At 44.9% G+C, this 20,863-nt stretch carries 14 protein-coding genes; 4 read left to right on the top strand and 10 right to left on the bottom strand.

Annotated elements, in window-relative coordinates; translation table 11 throughout:
* Positions 1 to 30: 30 nt before the first annotated feature.
* Positions 31 to 1,542, top strand: a complete 1,512-nt coding sequence (locus FAM09_RS17095) for a DUF5689 domain-containing protein (RefSeq protein WP_136578345.1) — start codon at positions 31 to 33, stop codon at positions 1,540 to 1,542.
* 78 nt (positions 1,543 to 1,620) lie between these two features.
* On the opposite strand, the gene FAM09_RS17100 is transcribed toward FAM09_RS17095, so the two are convergent.
* The 10 genes from FAM09_RS17100 to FAM09_RS17145 form a co-directional block, all read right to left on the bottom strand.
* On the bottom strand, positions 1,621 to 2,325 hold the full coding sequence (locus tag FAM09_RS17100; RefSeq protein ID WP_136578346.1) for a DUF4397 domain-containing protein: 705 nt from the start codon (positions 2,323 to 2,325) through the stop codon (positions 1,621 to 1,623).
* 58 nt (positions 2,326 to 2,383) lie between these two features.
* On the bottom strand, positions 2,384 to 3,496 hold the full coding sequence (locus FAM09_RS17105; RefSeq protein ID WP_136578347.1) for a TlpA disulfide reductase family protein: 1,113 nt from the start codon (positions 3,494 to 3,496) through the stop codon (positions 2,384 to 2,386).
* A gap of 10 nt (positions 3,497 to 3,506) precedes the next feature.
* Positions 3,507 to 6,011 (bottom strand): zinc-dependent metalloprotease, encoded by a 2,505-nt coding sequence (locus FAM09_RS17110; protein WP_136578348.1) that lies wholly within the window; start codon positions 6,009 to 6,011, stop codon positions 3,507 to 3,509.
* A gap of 133 nt (positions 6,012 to 6,144) precedes the next feature.
* Positions 6,145 to 7,536, bottom strand: coding sequence for a RagB/SusD family nutrient uptake outer membrane protein (locus tag FAM09_RS17115; RefSeq protein WP_136578349.1), 1,392 nt, complete (start codon positions 7,534 to 7,536; stop codon positions 6,145 to 6,147).
* 11 nt (positions 7,537 to 7,547) lie between these two features.
* Positions 7,548 to 10,907 carry a SusC/RagA family TonB-linked outer membrane protein gene (locus FAM09_RS17120; protein ID WP_136578350.1) on the bottom strand — a complete coding sequence of 1,120 codons (3,360 nt, stop codon included), beginning with the start codon at positions 10,905 to 10,907 and terminating at the stop codon, positions 7,548 to 7,550.
* A 151-nt stretch (positions 10,908 to 11,058) separates the two neighbouring features.
* Positions 11,059 to 12,300, bottom strand: coding sequence for a FecR family protein (locus FAM09_RS17125; protein ID WP_136578351.1), 1,242 nt, complete (start codon positions 12,298 to 12,300; stop codon positions 11,059 to 11,061).
* Between the two features lie 123 nt (positions 12,301 to 12,423).
* Positions 12,424 to 13,026: an RNA polymerase sigma factor gene (locus tag FAM09_RS17130; RefSeq protein WP_166437187.1), complete on the bottom strand. Its 603-nt coding sequence runs from the start codon at positions 13,024 to 13,026 to the stop codon at positions 12,424 to 12,426.
* A gap of 87 nt (positions 13,027 to 13,113) precedes the next feature.
* Positions 13,114 to 16,026, bottom strand: coding sequence for an endopygalactorunase (locus tag FAM09_RS17135; protein ID WP_243751704.1), 2,913 nt, complete (start codon positions 16,024 to 16,026; stop codon positions 13,114 to 13,116).
* A 178-nt stretch (positions 16,027 to 16,204) separates the two neighbouring features.
* The gene (locus tag FAM09_RS17140) at positions 16,205 to 17,197 is read right to left on the bottom strand and encodes an NAD-dependent epimerase/dehydratase family protein (protein WP_136578353.1); all 993 of its coding nucleotides are present in this window, start codon (positions 17,195 to 17,197) and stop codon (positions 16,205 to 16,207) included.
* 91 nt (positions 17,198 to 17,288) lie between these two features.
* Positions 17,289 to 17,522 carry a hypothetical protein gene (locus FAM09_RS17145; RefSeq protein WP_136578354.1) on the bottom strand — a complete coding sequence of 78 codons (234 nt, stop codon included), beginning with the start codon at positions 17,520 to 17,522 and terminating at the stop codon, positions 17,289 to 17,291.
* Positions 17,523 to 17,880: 358 nt separating this feature from the next.
* On the opposite strand from FAM09_RS17145, the gene FAM09_RS17150 reads away from it, so the two are divergent.
* From FAM09_RS17150 to FAM09_RS17160, 3 genes are all read left to right on the top strand, one after another.
* The gene (locus FAM09_RS17150; RefSeq protein ID WP_208025589.1) at positions 17,881 to 18,834 is read left to right on the top strand and encodes a D-2-hydroxyacid dehydrogenase; all 954 of its coding nucleotides are present in this window, start codon (positions 17,881 to 17,883) and stop codon (positions 18,832 to 18,834) included.
* Positions 18,835 to 19,034: 200 nt separating this feature from the next.
* Positions 19,035 to 20,297, top strand: a complete 1,263-nt coding sequence (locus tag FAM09_RS17155) for a dihydroorotase (RefSeq protein ID WP_136578355.1) — start codon at positions 19,035 to 19,037, stop codon at positions 20,295 to 20,297.
* A gap of 12 nt (positions 20,298 to 20,309) precedes the next feature.
* Positions 20,310 to 20,861 (top strand): DUF4199 domain-containing protein, encoded by a 552-nt coding sequence (locus FAM09_RS17160; protein WP_136578356.1) that lies wholly within the window; start codon positions 20,310 to 20,312, stop codon positions 20,859 to 20,861.
* The last annotated feature ends 2 nt before the right edge of the window (positions 20,862 to 20,863 follow it).

The raw sequence follows: 20,863 nt of genomic DNA on the forward strand, positions 1-20,863 counted from the left end.
TTCTTAAACTACAGATTTAATAATAACAAAATGAAAAAGTCATTAGCATATACTTTCTCTCTTTTATCATTGGTTGTTTTATGGGCCTGCAAAAAGGATAATTATCCCGGTGGGGAAATAAGTCCTTACCTCGCTATATACGATGTGAGGAACCTATTTAAAGGTAATGACGTAGTTCTTTCAAAGGACAATATGTTTGGTTCAACGTCTATAACAGGCGTTGTGGTTTCGGATCACTCTGGTAATAACCTGCCGAATGGATTGCTGATCTTACAGGACAGTCGCCGCCTATCGCTGTTGCGTGGCATTTCAGTTGCCATTGGCGATGCGGCTGCCAGTTATAAGCCAGGTGATTCTGTAGTTATAAATGTAGAAGGCGGTACGTTGACCAGAGTAGATGGCATTTTGCAGATCACCAATCTTACCAATGATGTGGTTACAAAAGTATCTTCCGGTAATGTAATTCCACCCAATCGCATACCGATCAATCTCATTATTCAAAATCCGGATAATTATGAAAGCACTTTAGGGATCATTGTAAAAGCGAATTTCAGTCCATTGTCAACACCTGCCGATGTGCTAGCTGGCGATAAAACTGTAGATGATACATTTGGCCAACTTACATTGCATACAGAATCAAACGCCACATTTGCCAACAATGAAGCGCCTTTTTATTCCAATTTTTGCGGAATTCTTTTTAATAAGACCGCTAAAGATGGTAATCGCGTGCCCCAGTTCCGCTTGCGTACCGGAACAGATGTAGTGAAATTAAGCTCCGCAGTTAACGTAACGCCAGTTTTGATCACCGGCTTTATTAGTGATGTAATAGGTACCGATGCCGACTACGAGTACATGCAATTTATGGCCACCAGAGATATTGATTTTGCCGTTACTCCTTTTTCTGTAGTTACAACCAACAACGCCGGCGCTTCCACGCCAGCCGGCTTTCCTGCCAATGGATGGGCTACCGGTGGTTTGCGTACGTATAAATTCAATCTTACTGCAGGTAAGGCTACCAAAGGCTCTTTCTTTTATGTAGGGGGAACTAAAAAACTGATCAATGGGGCCAGTTCTACCAACATAAGCTCTTCCAACTGGATAAGAGCATACGCATACGGGGGAACCGGTGAAGGCTTTGGGACTGGTACCACCAACCTACTGGCCAACAGCGGAAATGCATTTGGGATGGCAATATTTGAAGGCACGAACGTTACTGCAGCTTCTGTTCCCGTAGATGTGGTGTTCATTGGAACCGGTGGCAGTTTATACAGTGCCGGTAAAGGTTACCCCATTTGTAACAGTGATTATTACGATATCAAAAATCCTATCACCCTTGCTGATCAACCGTATTATCAGAATGGTACCAATACCCTGGCTTTTAGCTATTATGGGGCAGACCTGGGTATTTTTAACAAACTGAGTGGTACATACGATCTTACATTAGGCAGGTGGACAAAGGCCAGAACACAGGTGCCTGATACCTTAACAAAAACATCGCCCGTGTCACAGATAGAAAGCAACAATGTGACAATACTTAAATAAACGATCTGTACTGTATAATTCAAAAGGCTGTCCATATTTCGGGACAGCCTTTTTTAATCATGTAGCTACCTGTATTATTTAATAAGGAGCAACAGAAAAGACGCTGATGGCATTGGTACCGGTTACTCCTGTGAGCCCTTTTATGACCAGGGTATGGTTATGAAAGCGCGTATACGACAAGGTAAAGCTGGTGAGCAGCGTGCTGGTTGCAGCATCCCTCACTTCAAATTGATAGTTCGGGTTCGTGGTCTTTGCTGCATATTGTTTAAACGCGGTGATCTGCTTATAACCAAGATTGTTCGCTTCAAGCTGTGTTGCATTGCCTTTAATATTAACTTTTATTGCATTGCTGTTAGGCGATAAGTTAACAAACCTGATCCCGATCAGGCTATCGGTGTAATTACTCATCTCTTCACGCACCCAAACTGTATCCGCCTGCGGATATTGACCCGTCAGGTACAAGGAATACATTTCGCCGGCGCTGGTAAATAATTCAGCGTTGAATAAAGGTTTGGTTGTATCGGAGGAAGCTACGATCGATAACGGCGTAGCGTCGCTGGCAACCAGGGAATACAATTTAAAAGCACCGAACCTGATGGAATCGGTATAACTGGTATAGGTTATGTTGGAACCGGTTGTATTTACCTTGATCGCAGATGCATTGATCACCGCATGCACCACATTTACCGAAGTGAGCTGCGGAATGACGGCGTCATTTTTTTCGCAGGAGGATGTAATTGTCAGGGTTATGGTGAACAAAATAAATAGCTGTAAATATTTCATAACGTTAGTTTTTTTGAATATATAGTAATGCACTTACGCATTGCCAATTGCCTATTGTCTATTGCCTGTTGGTTAACACCTGTTCCAGCTTTTTGGCTACCTCCTCTCCTCTTAAATTACGCGCAATGATCTTTGCATTGGGATCAATTAATAAATTGGTAGGAACGGTGGGCACATAATAGCCATGCAGTACCCCATTTGACCTGTTCACGGCCGGGTCGATCAAATTTGTCCATTGCATATCGTCCTTGCGAACCGCTTGCAACCATTTCGAGGTATCGTTGTCTATTGATACACTTATAATAGTAAAGTTCTTGTTGCCGTAGTGCTGCAAGGCTTGTTGTAAGAATGGGGTTTCTTCACGGCAGGGTAAACACCAGCTAGCCCAGAAATCGAGCAGCACATATTTACCCTTGAAATCCTGTAAGGCTACCGGTTTGCCGGCGGTATCGGTCAATGACAGGTTGGGCGCTGTTTTTCCAATGCCATTAAGATCATTGATCATTACCTGCTCCTGCATTTTCTTTCCGATGGCATTGTTGATGGCGGTTGGCAATAACTTTTTAAACAATGCTTCGTGCTTTTCTATCCTGTTATAAAAATAACGGGTCGATAACAACCACACGCTGATGGGCGATGACCGGTGCGACAGGATCCATTGATCGGTCATTTGGCGGTTCACAGAATCTGTTTCGCGCAATTGAGCATACAGTTGTTTTAAAGCAATGCTGTCCTGTTTATTGCGGGCCTCCTGTGCCTGTTTGCTTAAAGCGGCAGTAGCTGTTGCGTTGGCTTTTATATATTGATGGAAATGGTTCCAGTCGTTAATAAAAGACGGGCCTGTTAAACGCACATTTTTGAAAAGCGGACCATTCCCTTTGATGAGAACGGTCCCTTTATCGAGGTACAAATGAAGCGTGGTATTATCCATGCCGTTTGCTTTGCCTATCTGCAACAGGTAAGTGCTACCCTCTCCTTCTGCTATATGGAAGTTGAATGCAAAGCCATTTACCGTTGATTCAGTGGAATCGATCGCCTGATAACGGCTGTCTTTGAGATAGATCTTTTTCCCGGCTTCCATGCCGGCTATCGTAGCTTTTATATGTGTATTGTTGGTCTGCGCCTGCAGGCCCAGCGGAAAAATACAAGCTGCTATGATAAGTTGTTTCATGTTCTTTGGTTTAGTCTTTTCTTTCCAGCGCCTGCTTAATTCTGTGCGACAGGTCTATCAAATGGTCCTTGCTTAATTTATCAGCCATGGTTGGCAGCGCCGCATCGATCTCTCTTTTTAACTGCGATAAATGCGCGCGTACAGCAGTTGGTGCATCTGATCCGGAAAAATCGATTGAAATACCAGATCCCGGGCCCCCTATCGGTACTTTTAACTGCATATATTCTACCAGTTCCTTTATGAATTGTTTTTGGGATGCACGACGCCAGTAGGTGATGCTTTTTTTACTTGTAAGTTCAGAAAAGATGCCGGTCTTCAGATCGGTCATCATTTCTCCCATGGTGTAATTATTCGCTTCAGGAAACCGGTTCTCCATTGTCTCCAGCGTCATTAAAAGACTACTAGTGCCATCACGGCCCAATAATTCATGCATGGTCTTTGAAATAGTTGTCCATATAGTGGCATGAAGGGGATACCTGACCTTATTGGCGATGTTTTTATCCAATAACCATTCAGGTGTTTCAAAAACATTTTTATTTATAAAGGCAATAGCTTCTTTTTGAAGCGCCTTTGGAGCTGGTGTGTATACCAGGCCGTCCTGTTCAATGCTCTTCCTTGTTTCATAGGTGCCACCAATGTTTCTGACTACGTGTGCTATGTAACGTGTATATTGATCGGCCACCCGTACGTACATGTGGTTCAGGTTTTCATACAGATCGCCTTCTTCTTTTGTCCACTCAGGTAAACCGGCCAGCACTCGTTTTAAATTCTTAATGCCATATTCAGCGGCTTTCATGGCATTATTGCCCAGGTCTTCGGTTTGAACGCGCGGGTCGCGTACCTGAAGGCCCTCACCCGCAAACCAAAGGCGTGGATTTGCTTTCAGGCTGTCAACGATCCAGCGGTTGGTTAATTTTTTATCTTCTTCCAGTTTGGTAATGCCTGTATAGCGGTAGCCCCATTGAATGGCCCATTGATCGTATTCACCAATTCGGGGAAAAAGGCTTTCCTGCGGAATGTTGTCTTCCGGTTGCGCTACATAATTGAAGCGGGCGTAATCCATTATGGATGCCGTATGGCCATGCGCTGCCAGCCATTCCTTGTCGCGTAGTTTTTCAACCGGTGTCTGGCTGCTGCTGCCGAAATTGTGGCGAAGTCCCAGGGTATGCCCTACTTCATGTGAGGATACAAACCTTATCAATTGCCCCATCAGTTCGTCATCAAATTTCATCTTGCGGGCTTTGGGATCTGTTGCTGCGCATTGAACCATGTACCAGTCGTGCACCAGTTCCATAACATTGTGATACCAGCCAATATGACTTTCGAGGATCTCACCACTGCGGGGATCATGTACATTGGGTCCATAGGCATTGGGTATGGGAGAAGCAAAATAACGGAGTACGGAAAAACGGGCATCTTCGAGGCTCATCGTGGTATCGTTCTCCGGCCATTCTTTGGCCATGATGGCATTTTTGAAACCGGCTTTTTCAAATGCTTTTTGCCAGTCATTGATACCGGCCATCAGGTAAGGCCGCCATTTTTTGGGCGTGGCCGGATCGATGTAATACACGATCGGTTTGGCCGGTTCAACCAGTTCGCCCCGTTTGTATTTTTCCATGTCTTCGGGTTGGGGCTCCAGGCGCCAGCGAACAATGAATTGTTCATCATCTGCTTTCTGCTGATCATCGCTAAACAACATATAACTATCGCCAAAAAAGCCTACACGTGGATCGAAGCTCCGTTTGCACATGGGCGTTTCAGGCAACAGCAATAAAGAGGTGTTTATCTCCAGCGTAACAGCGCCGGCTACTTTGGCTACCGGAAAAAAGCCGGCGCCAAAGGATACAGATTCTCCTATAGTAGAGGTATACGTTTTAACAGTACGGATCTCTGTATTGATGGGATAAGTAGTAATGTTCTGGATGTAAGAACGGTCTGCCGCCAACGCACCTAACGTGTATCTTTTTTTGATAGCGGCATCAATGCTTACCGATGTATTATCGCCTTTAAAGAACTCGGTTACATCGATTACCGTACTATGCGCACCGGTGTTATAAGCGGCTACAGGGAATGCGGCTGCAATAGGGTTCAGGTTGGAGTTTGTTACGGCTTTATAAATATCATTGGTAGAATCGGCCTGGCTGATCAGCGCTACTACCCGTAAAAAAATGTTATTCGAAGGCCCTTTTTCAAACAGGATGGTTTGCTGGTTCGCAATTTCTCCCCCATAAGCACTTGAGCCGCCGGCGGTTTTAGTGAACCGGGTAACAGCCAGGATCTCACGATTCAATATGCTATCGGGAATTTCGAAATAATACTTTTCCTCTACTTTATGTACGGTGAACAATCCTTTCTTTGTTACAGCGGCTGCGGTTATTACGTCTTTATACGGTTTGGGCGCTTTCGGTGTTGTTGTCGTCGTTGCCGGTGGTGTGGCGCCTGTGGTGGCCGGTTGTTGTGCCATTACGCTACACACAGATACAATACAGGACAGAGAAACAAAAAATCGCTTCATAGTTTGAATAATATGCTTATTTGATAATGTGCTAATGAAATACAGCTGCAAGCTTCACGCTGCAAGCTGCAAGCAAGAAAAACAGCCACTTGTATTTAGCTTGTAGCTTGAAGCTTGCGGCTTGTAGCTTTTCTTAATACCCCTCATTCTGTTCCAGATTAATATTGCTGTTCCTGGCGGTTTGCGGTATCGGGTATTTTGCTGCATACGGGTTCCATAAACCAGGTTTGGCAGCGTTCATAACGGCGTCAATGGTATTGGTCCTTTTTAAATCGAACCAACGGTGACCCAGCTCTGTAAAAAGCTCCACCTGGCGTTCTTTATAAATAGCATTTAACAGGTCATCTTTGGTGGCGGCAGTTGTATTGGCCAACCCTGCCCGGTTGCGAATGGCATTCAGATCGTTTTGCGCATCACCGGTCTTGTTTTGCTGTGCGCGTGCTTCGGCCCTGATCAGGTATTGTTCGGCCAGCCGTAATTGCATATAATATTCAATACCGGTAGTGGTAGTAGTGGGTTGTTTGTATTTATATGGATAATAATAAAGAGTGCCCGAAACAGTAACGCTGTTCACCCAGGTGGTCTTACGCTTGTCGCCGGTTTCAAAAGCATTCAATAACTGGTTGGTGAGAACGTATCTGGGTGTTGCCGGAGTAGAAGTAGTTGGCAAAAAGGAACTTCCCAATTGTGTGAAACCATTATTACCCTGTGAATACAGTTGCCAGATGGCTTCGCCGCTGTTGGCCAGGAACACATTGTTCATACTGGCTGTTGGCAGCAGGTTGTACAAGCCGGTATTACCAAGCACGGCGCTGGCCTGTGCTTCTGCATTGGCCCAGTCGCCCGTGTATAAATATACCCTTGCCAGCAAGGCGGTAGCCGACCACTTATTGGCCCTTGTTCTGTTGTTACTGCCAGCATTGGCCGTGTCGAGCAGGCTTTGTGCATCTTTCAGGTCGGCAATGATCTGTTCATATACCGTAGCGGTGGCAGTACGGGGCGCCAGGGCGTTCTCATTTACATTGGTGGTGGTAATTAATGGCACATCACCATAAAAATTCACCAAGGTAAAGTGCATAAATGCCCTGATAAATTTCGCCTCGCCAATGGCGGTATTCTTATAAACTGCTGACATACCTTTACTGGGTTGAGCGCCTTCAATTACCGCATTGGCATAATAAATATTCTGGTACAGCTCCTGCCATATACTATACACGGTACCATCTGTAGCTAAAATGGAATTATAACGAAACTGATCCATTGAGGTATTGGTATAAAAATACAGTTCATCGGCAGTTAACGCAGGTATAGCGGTTGTAAACAACCTGCTGGCCTGAATACCGCCATTTACCATATTATTATACATACCGGTTACTGCCAGTTTTGCGGTATTGTCGTTTTGAAACACAACGGGCGTAAGCAATTGGTTGGTAGGTTTATCTACTGTTACCAGCTTGTTACAGCCGGTGAACATAAAGCCTGCTGCAATAAGAAGTGAAATATATTTTTTGAGAGTGGATTGCATAACGGGAATTTTTAGAAGGTTAACTGGATGCCGGCATACAGCGTTCTTAACAGGGGCGTAACCCTGCCGGGCGTTTCGGGATCGTATCCCTTATATTTTGTGAACGTATATAAATTCTGGCCACGCACGTATATCGCACAGTTTTCCATTCTTATCCGTTTAATAAGATCATGCGGAAAGTTGTATGATAAGGATACATTCTTCACACGCATGAAAGAAGCATCGGAATACATGGCTGTAGAATTGGTATAATAGGAAAAAAAAGTAGTATAGTTGCCGGTAAGGCCTGCTCTTGGTATATTGGTTACATCACCTGGCTTCTGCCAGCGGCCCATTGCGCCCACATAGTTGTTGTAACTATTGCCAATGGTGTTGGTTTGCATAGCATTTTCGTTCAACCCTAATTGTTTTACAAACTGTAATAGAACGTCCAGTTGGAAACCCTTCCAGGTAATGGTATTTTTTATGCCACCGTAGTATTTGGGGTTTGTGGTGATAGCTACCTGGTCGCCTTTGCCATTCGCCAGAAAGCCGAAACTTATTCTACCATCCTTATTGGCGTCGAGTATGGTAGCATTGCCGGTTAACGGGTCTACCCCGTTAAATACAAATTTGGGCTGAATGTTCAGCGGCTCTCCTATTATATACTGACTGGTGCTATAGGATGATGTGAGAAAATTGGGAAAGTCAACCAGTTTGTTATCGGGAATGGTGAGGTTAATGGAGGTTGTCCAGTTAAAGCTTTTTGATTTAATGTTCGTTGTGCTTACATCAAATTCCCAACCGGTGTTTTGTACCAGGGCGGGCAAATTGGCCGTATAGCCGTTGAACCCGGTTTGTGCGCTCAGCGTATAAGATACCAGCAGGTTATTGCTGCGGTTACGGAACCAGGCCGCATTGATCAACAACCTGTCGTTGAATAAACCCAGTTCAAGCGCTGTTTCCAGCTTACGGGTAACTTCCCATTGATAATTGTGGTTGGAAATGCGGCTTGGCGTAGCTGCTGCTTCAGGTCCGTAGGTAGAACCCAGGATGGTATAGGTTGATAAATACGAATAAGCGCTTGCTGCATCGCTACCGGTAGAACCATAACTGCCGCGCAATTTTCCATAGCTCAACATGCCAAAGCGTTCTTTAACCGGCTTTTCTTCTGAAAATACCCAGGCTGCGCCAACAGCGCCAAAATTGCCGTACTTGTTATTATCGCCGAAGTTGGAAGAACCATCCCTTCTCCCACTGATATTCAAAATGTATTTATCGCGCCAGTTGTAATTGATTCTACCGAATACCGAGGCGAATTTTGACGCAGTGGCTACACTGGAGATCGTTGGATTTATAGCGCCGCTTAACATACTCAGCAAAGCATCAGAGGGGTATGTGGCATTGATCACATACGGTTGTTCATTCTTTGTATGCTGCCAGGTACCGCCGGCCAGTGCCGTTAACTTTCCGCTGCTTATATAACGGGTATACTCAGCCTGTGGTTCCACTAAAAAGCTTTGTGATACGTTATTTGAAAGCAGCGCGGAAGGCTGTGGATTAAATGCAGGATTTGCTCCTGTAGTGGGACTAAGCCGTTTGAACGACATTTCAATGCGATTGTACCCGAAGTTCGATTTAATGTTTAATCCCGGCAATACCGTATAGCGCAGTGATATATTCGATACCAGGTTGGTTGTTTTGTTTTCGGTGGTGTTGTTCCCGGTTGCTATTGGGTTGGCGGTATTGCCACCCCAGTATAATTTACCGGTAGAATCGTACAGGGGAAAATTGGGCGCCAGGTTAAAGGCGATATTGGTAAAGTCGGAGCCCGAGATATTATTTCTGTCGGTTGTATAAAAAGTAGACAACGCCGCGTTGAATTTTCTATCCAGCGAAAAGTGTTCCATGGTGGCATGCACCGATCCGCGTTTATAACTATAGTCGCCGGGAAATATGGTTGTTTCGTTGTAAAAGGAGCTGGCTAACAGAAAACGGTTGCGGCTATCGCCTCCTGAAACGGAAGCAGACAGATCCGTTGTTTTAGATGTTCCGCCGATCAACTCTTTTTGCCAATCGGTATATTTCGTATTATCCCACACCAATACATCAGGGGCGAAATTGGGCGTAAATGCAACGGTAGGGTCATTGCGATACGCTTCGCGGCGCAGCGTTACATATTGTTCTGTATTCAACAGATCAACAAAGCGGCCGATCTTTCCGGCGCCCGTAGTTACATTAAGTGAGAGTTTTGTTTTGCCGGGTTTTCCGCGTTTGGTAGTGATGAGGATAACGCCATTCGCTGCTCTTGATCCATAGATGGCTGTTGCATCGGCATCTTTTAACACTTCCACACTTTCAATATCTGAAGGATTGATATTAATTAATGGCGACAAAACGCCTGTGGCTCCTGTATACGTTGTAGTACCATCCAGTTGACGCTGGTTTACCGGCCGGCCATCGTAAGGGACGCCATCAATTATGTATAATGGAATGGTATTACCGGAAATGGTATTTCTTCCTCTAATGATCACATTGGGGTTAGCGCCTGGTAAACCATTGTTCTGGGTAATAGACAGGCCCGGCACCAGCCCTTCCAGGGCTTGCAGCACATTGGGAACGGGTTGTTTCTGTAATTCAGTTGCCGTTACCCGGGTAATAGCGCCGGTGCTGCTACGGCGGGTGGTTGTGCCGTATGCCTGTATCACCAGTTCATCGAGTTTGTTTTCGGCCACCTGCAAAATAATAATGTGATTGCTGCGGTTGTCTGCTTTTACATCAAACGTGGCATATCCGGTATAACTGAACGAGATAATATCATTAGGGGCCACATCATTCAATTGGAAATTACCTGCGGCATTGGTTTGGGTGCCGCGGCCAGTACGTTTATTAGTGACATTCGCACCTGCGAGCGGTTCGCCCTGTAAGTTGTTCACACGTCCTTTAAATTCACCGGTTGGGAATGAATCAAGTTGTGCGGAAGGTGCAGTAATGCGCGGTTGTATAATAATGGTTTTATCGAGTATGGAATATGTGAGGGGTTGGCCTTTTAATAATTCATCCAGTGCTTTTTGCAGGGGAACATTGTTGATGTCAATTGTTACAGGGGATGCATTGCTTACCTGTTGCTTTGTGTATACCACATTGAAACCAGATTGTTTCCTGATCTCCTGCAACGCTTTTTCAAGCGGTGCATTTTTTTGTTTCAGGGTAATGCCCTGGGAAAACCCATTGGCGCTTACCTGCAATGCAGCAGTTAATAATAAAATGGCCGTCAGCTTCATGATCCGCAGCAGTTGTTTTACGGTTAACTCCCGCCTAACATGCGGGATGGAATAAAGAGCCGGCGCCTTCGTTTGCACACAAAGGCGATTAGGCAACTTAAATTGCATAACTTTGTTTTAGTTTGGGTTAACAATAATTACCTCCTGATCTGTCAGGAGAAAGCAGTCTTACCGGACTTTTAATTGGAGTGAACCCGAACAATTGGCCACTTCGGGATCCAGCCGAGGTGGTTTTTTTTCAGGCCCACTCCTTGGGTTTTCATGGCTTACTTACAATGATCTTCTTGTCTTCAATATGAAAGCGAACCGCTTTGGTTTGTTCCAGGATTTTTAAAATTTCTGATACATTGGCCTGACGGGAAGTTCCTCCCATAAAATTATCGGTAGGTTTAGCGCCTCGGTACTCTATTTGAACATTGTACCAGCGTGCTACCTGTTGCATGATAGGTTCAATGGTATTACCCGCAAACTCGAAGCGACCGTTCTTCCAGGCCATTACTTCTTCGAGATCGGGTGAATGGTTTATGGTGAGTGGTGAGTGTTGAATGTTCAATGGTGAATGGTAAATGGCGGCTTGTTCGCCTGGTTTTAATATTGCTGATTGTTGACTTTGACTGCCGGCAGGCAGGTCGCTTACTTTAACCTTGCCTTCTAATAACGTGGTTTTAATGCTTTCTTCATCATTATAGGCGTTGATGTTAAAATGTGTGCCCAGAACTTCCACGCGCGCACCCTGAGTAACAATAACGATGAATGGTTTGCCCGCATTCTTCGCTACTTCAAAATATACTTCGCCGGTCATTTCAATATTACGTTCGTTCCCGGTAAATGCAACCGGATAGCGAAGTGAGGAAGCTGCATTCAACCAAACCTTACTGCCATCTGCCAATACAATGCTAACTACCTGGCTACCTCTTGGAACAGTAAGCGTGTTATAGGTAAGCGGTGCATTGTTTGCTGAAGAAGCATTATAAACGATCTGGCCGTTGGCCAGCTTCATAATGTTAGCGTTTTCCTGTTGCGCTACATTACCGGTTGCCGTTTTGTTTAATTCAATCTGTTGGCCATTTGACAGGGTAAGTATTGCGTTGGCAGAACCAGGCGCTTTTATATCTGCTATAACAGGTGCGCTTGTGTCGGTGCTCTTGCTTTTACTATTATTATTCAAATACAGTATTGTACCGGCGCCTAACAGTATTATAATAACGGCTGCAGCTACCATACGCCGCCAATTCATTCCGCGTACGAGCGGAACCACCTTTGCCGGCTGGCGATGCAATCCTTCAGATGTAGTTAGAATATTATTGAACATTACATCAGCCTCTGGTTGTGGAAGCTGATCAGTTGTTGTGAACTGCAGCCAGGCAGCCGCCAGTGCTTCTCGCAGGGCGCTGTCTTCATTGGCATTTTGTACCAGGGCATCAAATTCTTCCAGTTCAGCGGGTGTTGCCTGCTGGGCCAGCTTTTTTTCCAGTAAATAGTTTATCCTGTTTTGCGCCATAGCTTTACAATTGCCGCTGTTCACAATAATTTAAAGGTACATTAGCGATAAAGTAACCCGGGTTTACTACAAGACTAACGAGCTGAAAAAAGGTAGCAGTGCTTTTAAAAATATTTTTTTTCGCTATAACAGCTTTTCCAATCCCAGGATAATGAGCAGGATAGCCCAATCATCGGGGAAAGAATTTTCCAATGCCTGGCGAATCGTCTTTTGTGCTGCGGTCAGGTGTTTTTTTACGGTGAGGCCCGAAATGTTCATAAGGGTTGCGATCTCCTGGATCTTGCGGCCTTCTTCCCTGCGCAACAGGAATACTTTTTTTTGTTGCGGTGGCAAGGTCTCGATGGCTTCCTGTAATGTGGCTTTTACCTGTTTATAATGCAGTTGTTGGTCGGGAATAATTTGCAGGGGTGATGGATCCTGATTGTCCTGTAAGATACTTGCTTCAACCGCCTTGCGTCGCAAACCTGTTAAAACACCATTCTGCGCTACCCTGAATAAATAGGCATTGAAATGTTCTACCCTGTCCAGATTATCGCGGTTCAACCAGATCTTTAAAAAAGTATCCTGCAGAACATCTTCTGCTACTTCTTTTGACAGGGTGAGCCGGAAAATAAAAAAGTAAAGGCGGTTGCGATAGGCATCAAAAAGCGAACGAAAGGCACTTTCGTTTCCTGCGGCTACCTGAACCAGCAAGGCTTTTTCGTCATATTCAAATGATGAATGCACTATATCCTTTCGGTGACTTAAAGCCTAAAAGTAATAAAAACACGTCAAACTGTGGAATGCAGGTAAAAGGAAGAACTTGTTAACCTTCTATTGCTCGTAGTAAGAAACATTTTCTATATGAATATCCGACGCATTTTTGAGCTTTATTCCTGTAGGGTTGTCGGCCGGCCGAACCATTTTTACCCCTGAAATTTGAGCGCCGATCACATCATCCAGCAACAGCGCATACCTGCTGTCGGGTTTTTCATACCGGAATGAGCTTGCTTTTACGGTTAAATCTTTTACATGCCGCGCCCAAAGACCAAATGAGGGCTGTACTTTAAGGTTGGATGCATTGTACTGCCCAACGCCCAGTTCAGGCGGCGTGGCCGCGGTATCTGCTAATGGATTGCCGCCTTTCACCAGCACATGCACATCATTGAAAACAACATTTTTTATGTAACCGGTATGTTTGCCGTTGGGCAGGGTAAAATTCAAACCACCGGTAACCTGTTCGGTTGCTGGTAAGCTATACCCTGCAATGATGGGTGTTGCCCTGCGTTGTTTTCCATCGTACCCGGCCCATCTTTTTCCATTGAAAGAACTGCCTGCGTATACTTCATAAATATCTATTCCATTCAATAGTATGTTTTCTACCTGGCCGATGTTTACATTTTTCACCAGCAATTCATTGTGCGGTTCGCCATTGTCGGTAAACGCATATTTTCCTACCTCGGCGCCTATGATGCGGCCGCGATTGGAGATCGAAATAAAAAATGGCGCAAAGGTGCGGTACATTTTTGACCGGGCATGCAGCGAGCCGGTATGACCACAGTTAAGATGAATATTCTTTATATACCCGCCATCGTTGGTTGAAATGGAAAAGCCGGCTTTGTTTGAACCGAGGATGTAGATGTTGTCTACGCAAATATCCATGATGTCATCGGCTGTTTCGGAACCTATTTGAAACAGGTTACAATTGGTGTCGCCGATAACATTGCGAACTTTATAATCACTTGCCGGACGGGTAAAGCCCAAAGAGCAATCGGAACCCGGTTTTACAATATCATCAGAACTTACTTTTGAATAAATATTGGTTACGGTAACATGACTGCAGGCCATGAAATCGTATATATCGCGAACGTTCGACGTGCTGTGCTTCGAAAAATAGGTGTTGTGCACATTGATGAAATCGGTGCCGGTGGCCAGCAAAGCAAAATGCCCGCTGCGGTCAATGTGCAGCATATTATCGGTATTGAAGTCTTGCGAACCGTTTTTGCTTATATAATAAGGTTCGTCTTTACTTGAGTCATACCAAAGATCAGCATCGCGGTAAATACCGCCTATTTCAATATTGGTGCATAATTTAAAGGTGAACATTTTATCGGCACGGTTGTCAGGCGCATTGTCCATAACCCGATCGCCGGTAACAATGTTACCATTGCCGGTAATGCGTCCATTGCCAATGATCTTAACATTGTCGAGCCTTTCACCAAAGAACATGGAGTTCCTGAAATAGTGATGCCCTACGTCCTGCTTGGTGAGATAATTTTCGGGATCTGCATACGGGCCTGCATCTGTAGGCGATAATCCCGACCGGTATTTTTTATCGCTGAACCAGGTGACTTCAGGCGCATCGGCGCCTTTCAATGCTTTAATGGTAGCTTCTTTATCAATGTACAGGTATACGTTGCTTTTTAAATGAACGGTTCGAACCGAATACACGCCTTTACTAAACAGCAGCGTGCCGCCGCCTAACCGGCTAAGGTATTCGATGGCATAATTGATCTCCTTCGTGTAATCCTTGCTGCTGTCGCCCGCAACATCAAAACTTTTTATATCCAGCTTACCGGAATAGTATTCAATTATATTCGAAAACCCTTTATGCTTACCATCTTTAACCAATAACCGGAATTTATACCATTGGTCAGGTTCTAACCCGGTAACGGTGGCGCTGCCTGTTTTTATGTCAATGGTCGCCCGGGCGGGTCCATAGTGGCACGAATTATTGACTGATTGCAGCAATACCACATTGGAAGCGGGCATGGCGCCCCAGGTAAAATGAACGGTATTATAAGTTGTTGCTTCTTCCCTGTATTGAAGCGATCTGCCGGCAACTCTTGCAAAATCTGAAACGGTTGGCGTTACTTCAAGCGTTGTAGTTTCTGTACCTGTGCCTGCACTGGTTAACACTTCCGGTTTTGAGGTGGTGTAAGTTGCTTTAAAAACATAGTTGCCGGTTTTGGGTAAACTAACATTGCTGATCACCATTTTAAGGTCAGCGCCATTGGCCGGACGAAGATCAAGGTGACTAAAAGTGAGCAGTGAACCGCCATTGGTCAATGGGGTTATAGTAACTGCGCCAACTTTTGAATACGAATACTTCGTTCCTGTACGCCCGATGGATTGCTGGCCGAGTTCTTTTAAGGTAACATTTCCCCGGCCGATCACATTCACCGTGGTATTTTCCATGGTAGCATGAATACCAGCCGGCAGGTATATTTTAACGGTAGCATCGGGGCTTCGCTGACCGGCTGTAAAATAAAGGGTGAGGTCTTTTTTAGTATTGACGGTTATGGATTGTTGCTGTAAATTAAGCTGACCGCTTAATGCTATCTGCCTTACATCGAGTTGGTATATTTTCCTGGCTTTCCCATTTTCCGAAGTCACCAACAACCGGTCGCCGGATATAATATCGCCTTCGTTTTTCGCGTTACCGGCTTTATCTATAATGGCATACCGTTGGATAGAATTGTCTTTAGAAGTTAGCTGCTGCAGCAATTGTTTTACCGTGGGCCGGGTTGATACCAAGCCCTGGTCTTCGGGCGTATCAACAGTGAACCGGAACGTGCTTCCTGCTATTACCACAACCTTATCTTTTGTTATGCCTGCAATATGACTGGCCTGCCGCGTAGCTTTAATGTCAGTAGAAAATGGCGAAATGTCAAATGCAAATGCGGTATGCGAAATGCTTACGCTGGTTGCAAAAAGCAGCAACAGTATTTTTCCTGGTACAAACATTTGGTGCAAGGGCAGTAAAATGGGTTTGAAGTTCTTCACCCAATAAAAATAATGTCTTTGCCAACACCACCATTAAAATGGGTTAGCAATTCATGCATTGATCTTTACATGAATAAGCTACAGCCATCCAGCCATAAAGAAGTGAGGATGGCTTTGGGGGCAGGCACCGATAATACAGTTATTGCTTTTCTGTCACCGGAAACGGGCCATCAGCAAATTTTTCTTCATGATAGCCTTTAGCGCCTATCTGTATAGCGAGGGAACTGCGCAGGTCGTTGGTTGCTTTTAACCGCTCAATGATGTGCCTGAAATCGTATTTGGGTTGCCAGCCTAACTCCTTGCGGGCGCGTTCGTTTACGTATACTCTGTCAATTGACGGAAACATTTTCCAGCCGCGTTGCTCATATTCCTCAACGTATTCCGGAACCAGCCGTTTTACAACGTCCGTTGCATGAATGCGCAGGTCCCACAAATCGGCAGGTAAGAATGGCGTGGTAGCGCTGATGATATACGTGCCAAAGCCAATGGCGTGTGCCCGCTGAGCGGCTACCAGGTGAGCGCTTACTACATCTTCAATTTCTACCCGGCGATACAAAAATTCGTTTACTTTTAAATTGGCATCGGAATAGATCGCCCGCATTTTACGGTTGTCATCTTCTTCCGGAAAGAACCGAGAAGTTCTCAGCACAATGCAGGGAAGTCCGAAATTGCGGTAATAGAGTTGACAAAGATTTTCCGCGGCTGTCTTGGTAACCCCATAGATGTTTTTTGGTACTGGTGTAACATCTTCCGTTATCCATGCGGCAGGAGCGCCCACCGGTGGTATCAGGGCATCGCCAAATACGCTGGTGGTGCTGGTAAAAACAAAAGCATCAACGCCGGCAGCTACTGCTTCCTGTAATAAATTGAGGGTGCCGGTAATATTGGTATCAACAAATTGTTGCGGACTATGTGTAACCACATGCGGTTTGTGCAATGTGGCGGTATGCATAACCACCTTCACGCCCTGCATGCATTGTTTTACGAAATCGCGATCGGCTATAGTGCCAGTATGTGTGGTAAAAGCGGATGCCAATATATCTATTCCAACAACATCATATTTCATTTCCTTCAATGTGCGCATCAGGGCTTCGCCCAAATGTCCTGCACTGCCGGTAACAAGCACTTTCATAAGTATTAAAGATATATTATTAAAAAATAAATTGGACTGGCACCCTCCCGGCCTCACCCGGGAATTTTTAAACGAAAAGCATTTTCAATTTTTATTCTTCCTTCACATTTTTATAAACATTCTTTTTGTATTCCTTCAGGTCTTCCAGTGTTGAGATCTCTTCAAACCTGTATGATTGACCGTTAGAATTCTGTCGAACCAGCGCCACTACTTCCCCGCCTACCACAGCGCTTTGGGCTTTGCGAAAAATAGCATCCAAAGCCTGCCTGTCGTTCAACATCTGGTATTCTTCAATTTGGCCTACGTAAATGATATATTCTGACATATGAAAAATTGATGCAAAGATAGTTAAATACAGCTACAAGCTGCACGCTGCAAGCTGCAAGCGAATACAGAATACAGCTACAAGCTGCGAGCGAATACAGAATACAGAATACAGCTACAAGCTACAAGCTGCACGCTGCAAGCGAATACAGAATACAGCTCAAAGCTGTAAGCCGAAAGCTAAAAGCAAATACAGCTACACACTGTATTCAACTTCAATATTGGAAATTGAACATTCGATATTCTTCTGTTTTCTGCCTTCCCTTTCTAATTACTTATTCCTCATTTTTCATTCTTCATTTCCCTGCCTTGTTGGCTTATCTTACTTTTGCTCCATTCATTATTTCAATAGACATGTGATGATTAAAATAGTAGTAACCGACGGCTATACCCTGAACCCGGGCGATCTGAGCTGGGCGCCAATTGAACGATTTGGTGAACTGACTGTTTATGACAGAACAAAACCAAATGAAATTGTTGACAGATGCCGCGATGCCAATATCATTCTTACGAATAAAGTACCGTTCAATGAAGCTACGTTAGCTGAACTACACTGGTTAAAAATGATCGGTGTAACGGCCACCGGTTACAACATAATCGATGTACAGGCTGCTGCTAAAAGAAAAATCGTAGTCTGCAATGTGCCGGCATACGGTATAGCTTCCGTTGCTCAACATACAATTGCCCTGCTGCTGGAATTAACCAACCAGGTGGGTAAACATGCTGCTTCCGTAGCGGCAGGCGAATGGGTGAAGGCGCCGGATTTTAGTTACCAAAAAGCACCCATAACCGAACTGGCCGGTAAAACACTTGGTATAGTTGGCTGGGGAAATATCGGCCGTCAAACCGCCCGCATCGCGCAGGCATTTGGGATGGAGATCGTGTATTACAATCCTACCCCAAAATCAAATGCCTATGGCCCATTGGTCACTTTGCCCGAGCTATTTGCCAAAAGTGATTTTATTTCTTTGCATTGTCCACTTAAGCCAGAAAATACAGGTTTTGTTAATAATGAGCTCATCGGGTTAATGAAACCGTCGGCCTGCATTATTAATACCGCACGCGGGCCATTGATCAATGAGCAGCACCTGGCCGATGCCCTGAATAGCGACCGCATTGCCGGGGCGGCGCTGGATGTGCTGTCGACGGAACCGCCTTCTGCCCAAAATCCCCTGCTGACGGCTAAAAACTGCATCATTACTCCGCACAATGCGTGGATCAGCAGGGAAGCACGCCAGCGGGTGATGGATATTACGGTAGAAAATATCAGGGCCTATGTGGTATCCCTGTTACCGCAAAATGTGGTAAATTAAAAGTTGCCGGTTACCAGTTACCAGTTTCCAGGACCCGAAATGTCAATCACTTTACCCTTAATCGGAAGCTCGGAATTTTATACCCGGCAACCAGTAACAGATCCTTTATTCAGGATTATCCGTTACAACCTTGTAACTCATTAATAACGAGAACACAAAACTTAAAACAGAAAACCTTATCTTCGCTCAACTTTTTGAGAATGAAGATTCTAATTCAACAGGTTACAATTACCGATCCATCATCCCCATTTAACGGAACAAAGCAGGATGTCCTTATAGAATCAGGTATTATCAAGGATATTCAACCTGCTATTTCAACAGAAGCAGATAAAGTGATCACAGGCAACCAGCTGCATTTGTCGCCAGGCTGGGTTGATGTGTTTGCCCATTTTGCCGATCCTGGTTATGAGTATAAGGAAACGCTGGAAACAGGTTCACGCGCTGCAGCGGCAGGCGGTTATACCGATGTTTTCGTGATCCCCAATACCAAACCGGTAATCGACAGCAAAACACAGGCAGAATACATTAGCCAGAAGTCGAAGTCGCTGCCCGTCAATGTGCATCCTATTGGTGCTATTTCAAAAGGCACGGAAGGAAAAGACCTGGCCGAAATGTACGATATGCGTTCCAGCGGCGCTGTTGCCTTCAGTGATGGCCTGAACCCGATCCAATCTGCCGGTTTACTGTTGAAAGCGCTTCAATATGTAAAAGCTTTTGAAGGCACCGTTATTCAAATACCCGATGATAAAAGTGTAGGGGCCAATGGCCTCATGCATGAAGGTATTGTTTCAACCCGGCTGGGCTTGCCCGGCAAACCTATGATGGCTGAAGAACTGCAGGTAGCCAGGGATATTAAGCTGGTGCGGTATTCAGGATCAAAACTACATTTCACGGGGGTTAGCGCTCCCAAATCGATCGAATATATTCGCCGGGCAAAAGAGGCGGGTTTGGCGGTAACATGTTCTGTTACGCCTTATCATCTTTTCTTTACCGACGAAGACCTGATGCAATACGATACCAACCTGAAAGTATATCCACCATTGCGTACCAAAAGCGATGTGGAAATACTAAGGCAGGCCGTGCTGGACGGAACCATCGATTGCATTGCTTCGCACCACCTGCCGCATGAATACGACAGCAAGGTGCTGGAGTTTGAATATGCCAAATATGGGATGACCGGACTGGAAACTTCGTACAGTGCTATAAAGACTGTACTGCCGGGCCTTACCGAAAGCCGGTGGGTAGAACTGGTTAGCATTAATCCCAGGAAGATATTTGGTTTGGAAAGCCCGGTGATCAAAAAAGATGAGCCGGCCTGCATTACCATTTTTGAACCTGGCGTACCGGTAACCATAACAGCGGCTTTGTTCCGGTCAAAATCAAAAAACTCTGCTTTTACCGGTAAAACCCTTAATGGTTCTGTAAAAGGGATCATCAATAAGGAGACCTTATTTCTAAATTAATACCATTATTTTATGACAACTGCGTCCTCCGGCAAAAGTTCCATCTTGCTGTATGGTGTGCTTTATGGTGTAACAAGCATTGCCTATACAGTGATCCTGTATTTAGGTGGCGTTGCAGCTTATATGCATTCGGCTAATAAGTACATAGGAGTAGCCATTGCCCTTGTATTTGCCATCCTGCCTGCATGGCACCTGAAAAAACAACAGGGCGGTTATCTTGAATTTTCCGATGCTTTGAAATCAATATTCAAGGTGCTGGTTATAGGGATATTTTTATCAACATTGTTCGATTATATTTTGTTTCATTATATCGATGTGCCGTTCCGTGAGGCTTTGACGCAAGCTTCCATTGATGCCATGGTGAAGGAAATGGAAAACAGTGACATGTCTGATGAGAAAATTGAAGAGACGGTGGAATTCATGTCGAAATTTAACAGTTACGGTTTGGCTGCACAGGCGTTGGCTTTTGCAATCAGATGTATCTTACATTTCATCCTTGCATTGATCGTTTCTGCAATCATGAAAAAGAAACGGCCGGTGTTTGAAAATACATTTAACCAATAAAC

This window comes from Niastella caeni (genome assembly GCF_004834005.1).
GTDB classification, from domain to species: Bacteria; Bacteroidota; Bacteroidia; order Chitinophagales; family Chitinophagaceae; genus Niastella; species Niastella caeni.

Bases quoted from the DNA above. Each gene is read 5' to 3' on its own strand.
- FAM09_RS17095 (WP_136578345.1), top strand. From the start codon at position 31: ATGAAAAAGTCATTAGCATATACTTTCTCTCTTTTATCATTGGTTGTT.
- FAM09_RS17100 (WP_136578346.1), bottom strand. From the start codon at position 2,325: ATGAAATATTTACAGCTATTTATTTTGTTCACCATAACCCTGACAATT.
- FAM09_RS17105 (WP_136578347.1), bottom strand. From the start codon at position 3,496: ATGAAACAACTTATCATAGCAGCTTGTATTTTTCCGCTGGGCCTGCAG.
- FAM09_RS17110 (WP_136578348.1), bottom strand. From the start codon at position 6,011: ATGAAGCGATTTTTTGTTTCTCTGTCCTGTATTGTATCTGTGTGTAGC.
- FAM09_RS17115 (WP_136578349.1), bottom strand. From the start codon at position 7,536: ATGCAATCCACTCTCAAAAAATATATTTCACTTCTTATTGCAGCAGGC.
- FAM09_RS17120 (WP_136578350.1), bottom strand. From the start codon at position 10,907: ATGCAATTTAAGTTGCCTAATCGCCTTTGTGTGCAAACGAAGGCGCCG.
- FAM09_RS17125 (WP_136578351.1), bottom strand. From the start codon at position 12,300: ATGGCGCAAAACAGGATAAACTATTTACTGGAAAAAAAGCTGGCCCAG.
- FAM09_RS17135 (WP_243751704.1), bottom strand. From the start codon at position 16,026: ATGTTTGTACCAGGAAAAATACTGTTGCTGCTTTTTGCAACCAGCGTA.
- FAM09_RS17140 (WP_136578353.1), bottom strand. From the start codon at position 17,197: ATGAAAGTGCTTGTTACCGGCAGTGCAGGACATTTGGGCGAAGCCCTG.
- FAM09_RS17145 (WP_136578354.1), bottom strand. From the start codon at position 17,522: ATGTCAGAATATATCATTTACGTAGGCCAAATTGAAGAATACCAGATG.
- FAM09_RS17150 (WP_208025589.1), top strand. From the start codon at position 17,881: ATGATTAAAATAGTAGTAACCGACGGCTATACCCTGAACCCGGGCGAT.
- FAM09_RS17155 (WP_136578355.1), top strand. From the start codon at position 19,035: ATGAAGATTCTAATTCAACAGGTTACAATTACCGATCCATCATCCCCA.
- FAM09_RS17160 (WP_136578356.1), top strand. From the start codon at position 20,310: ATGACAACTGCGTCCTCCGGCAAAAGTTCCATCTTGCTGTATGGTGTG.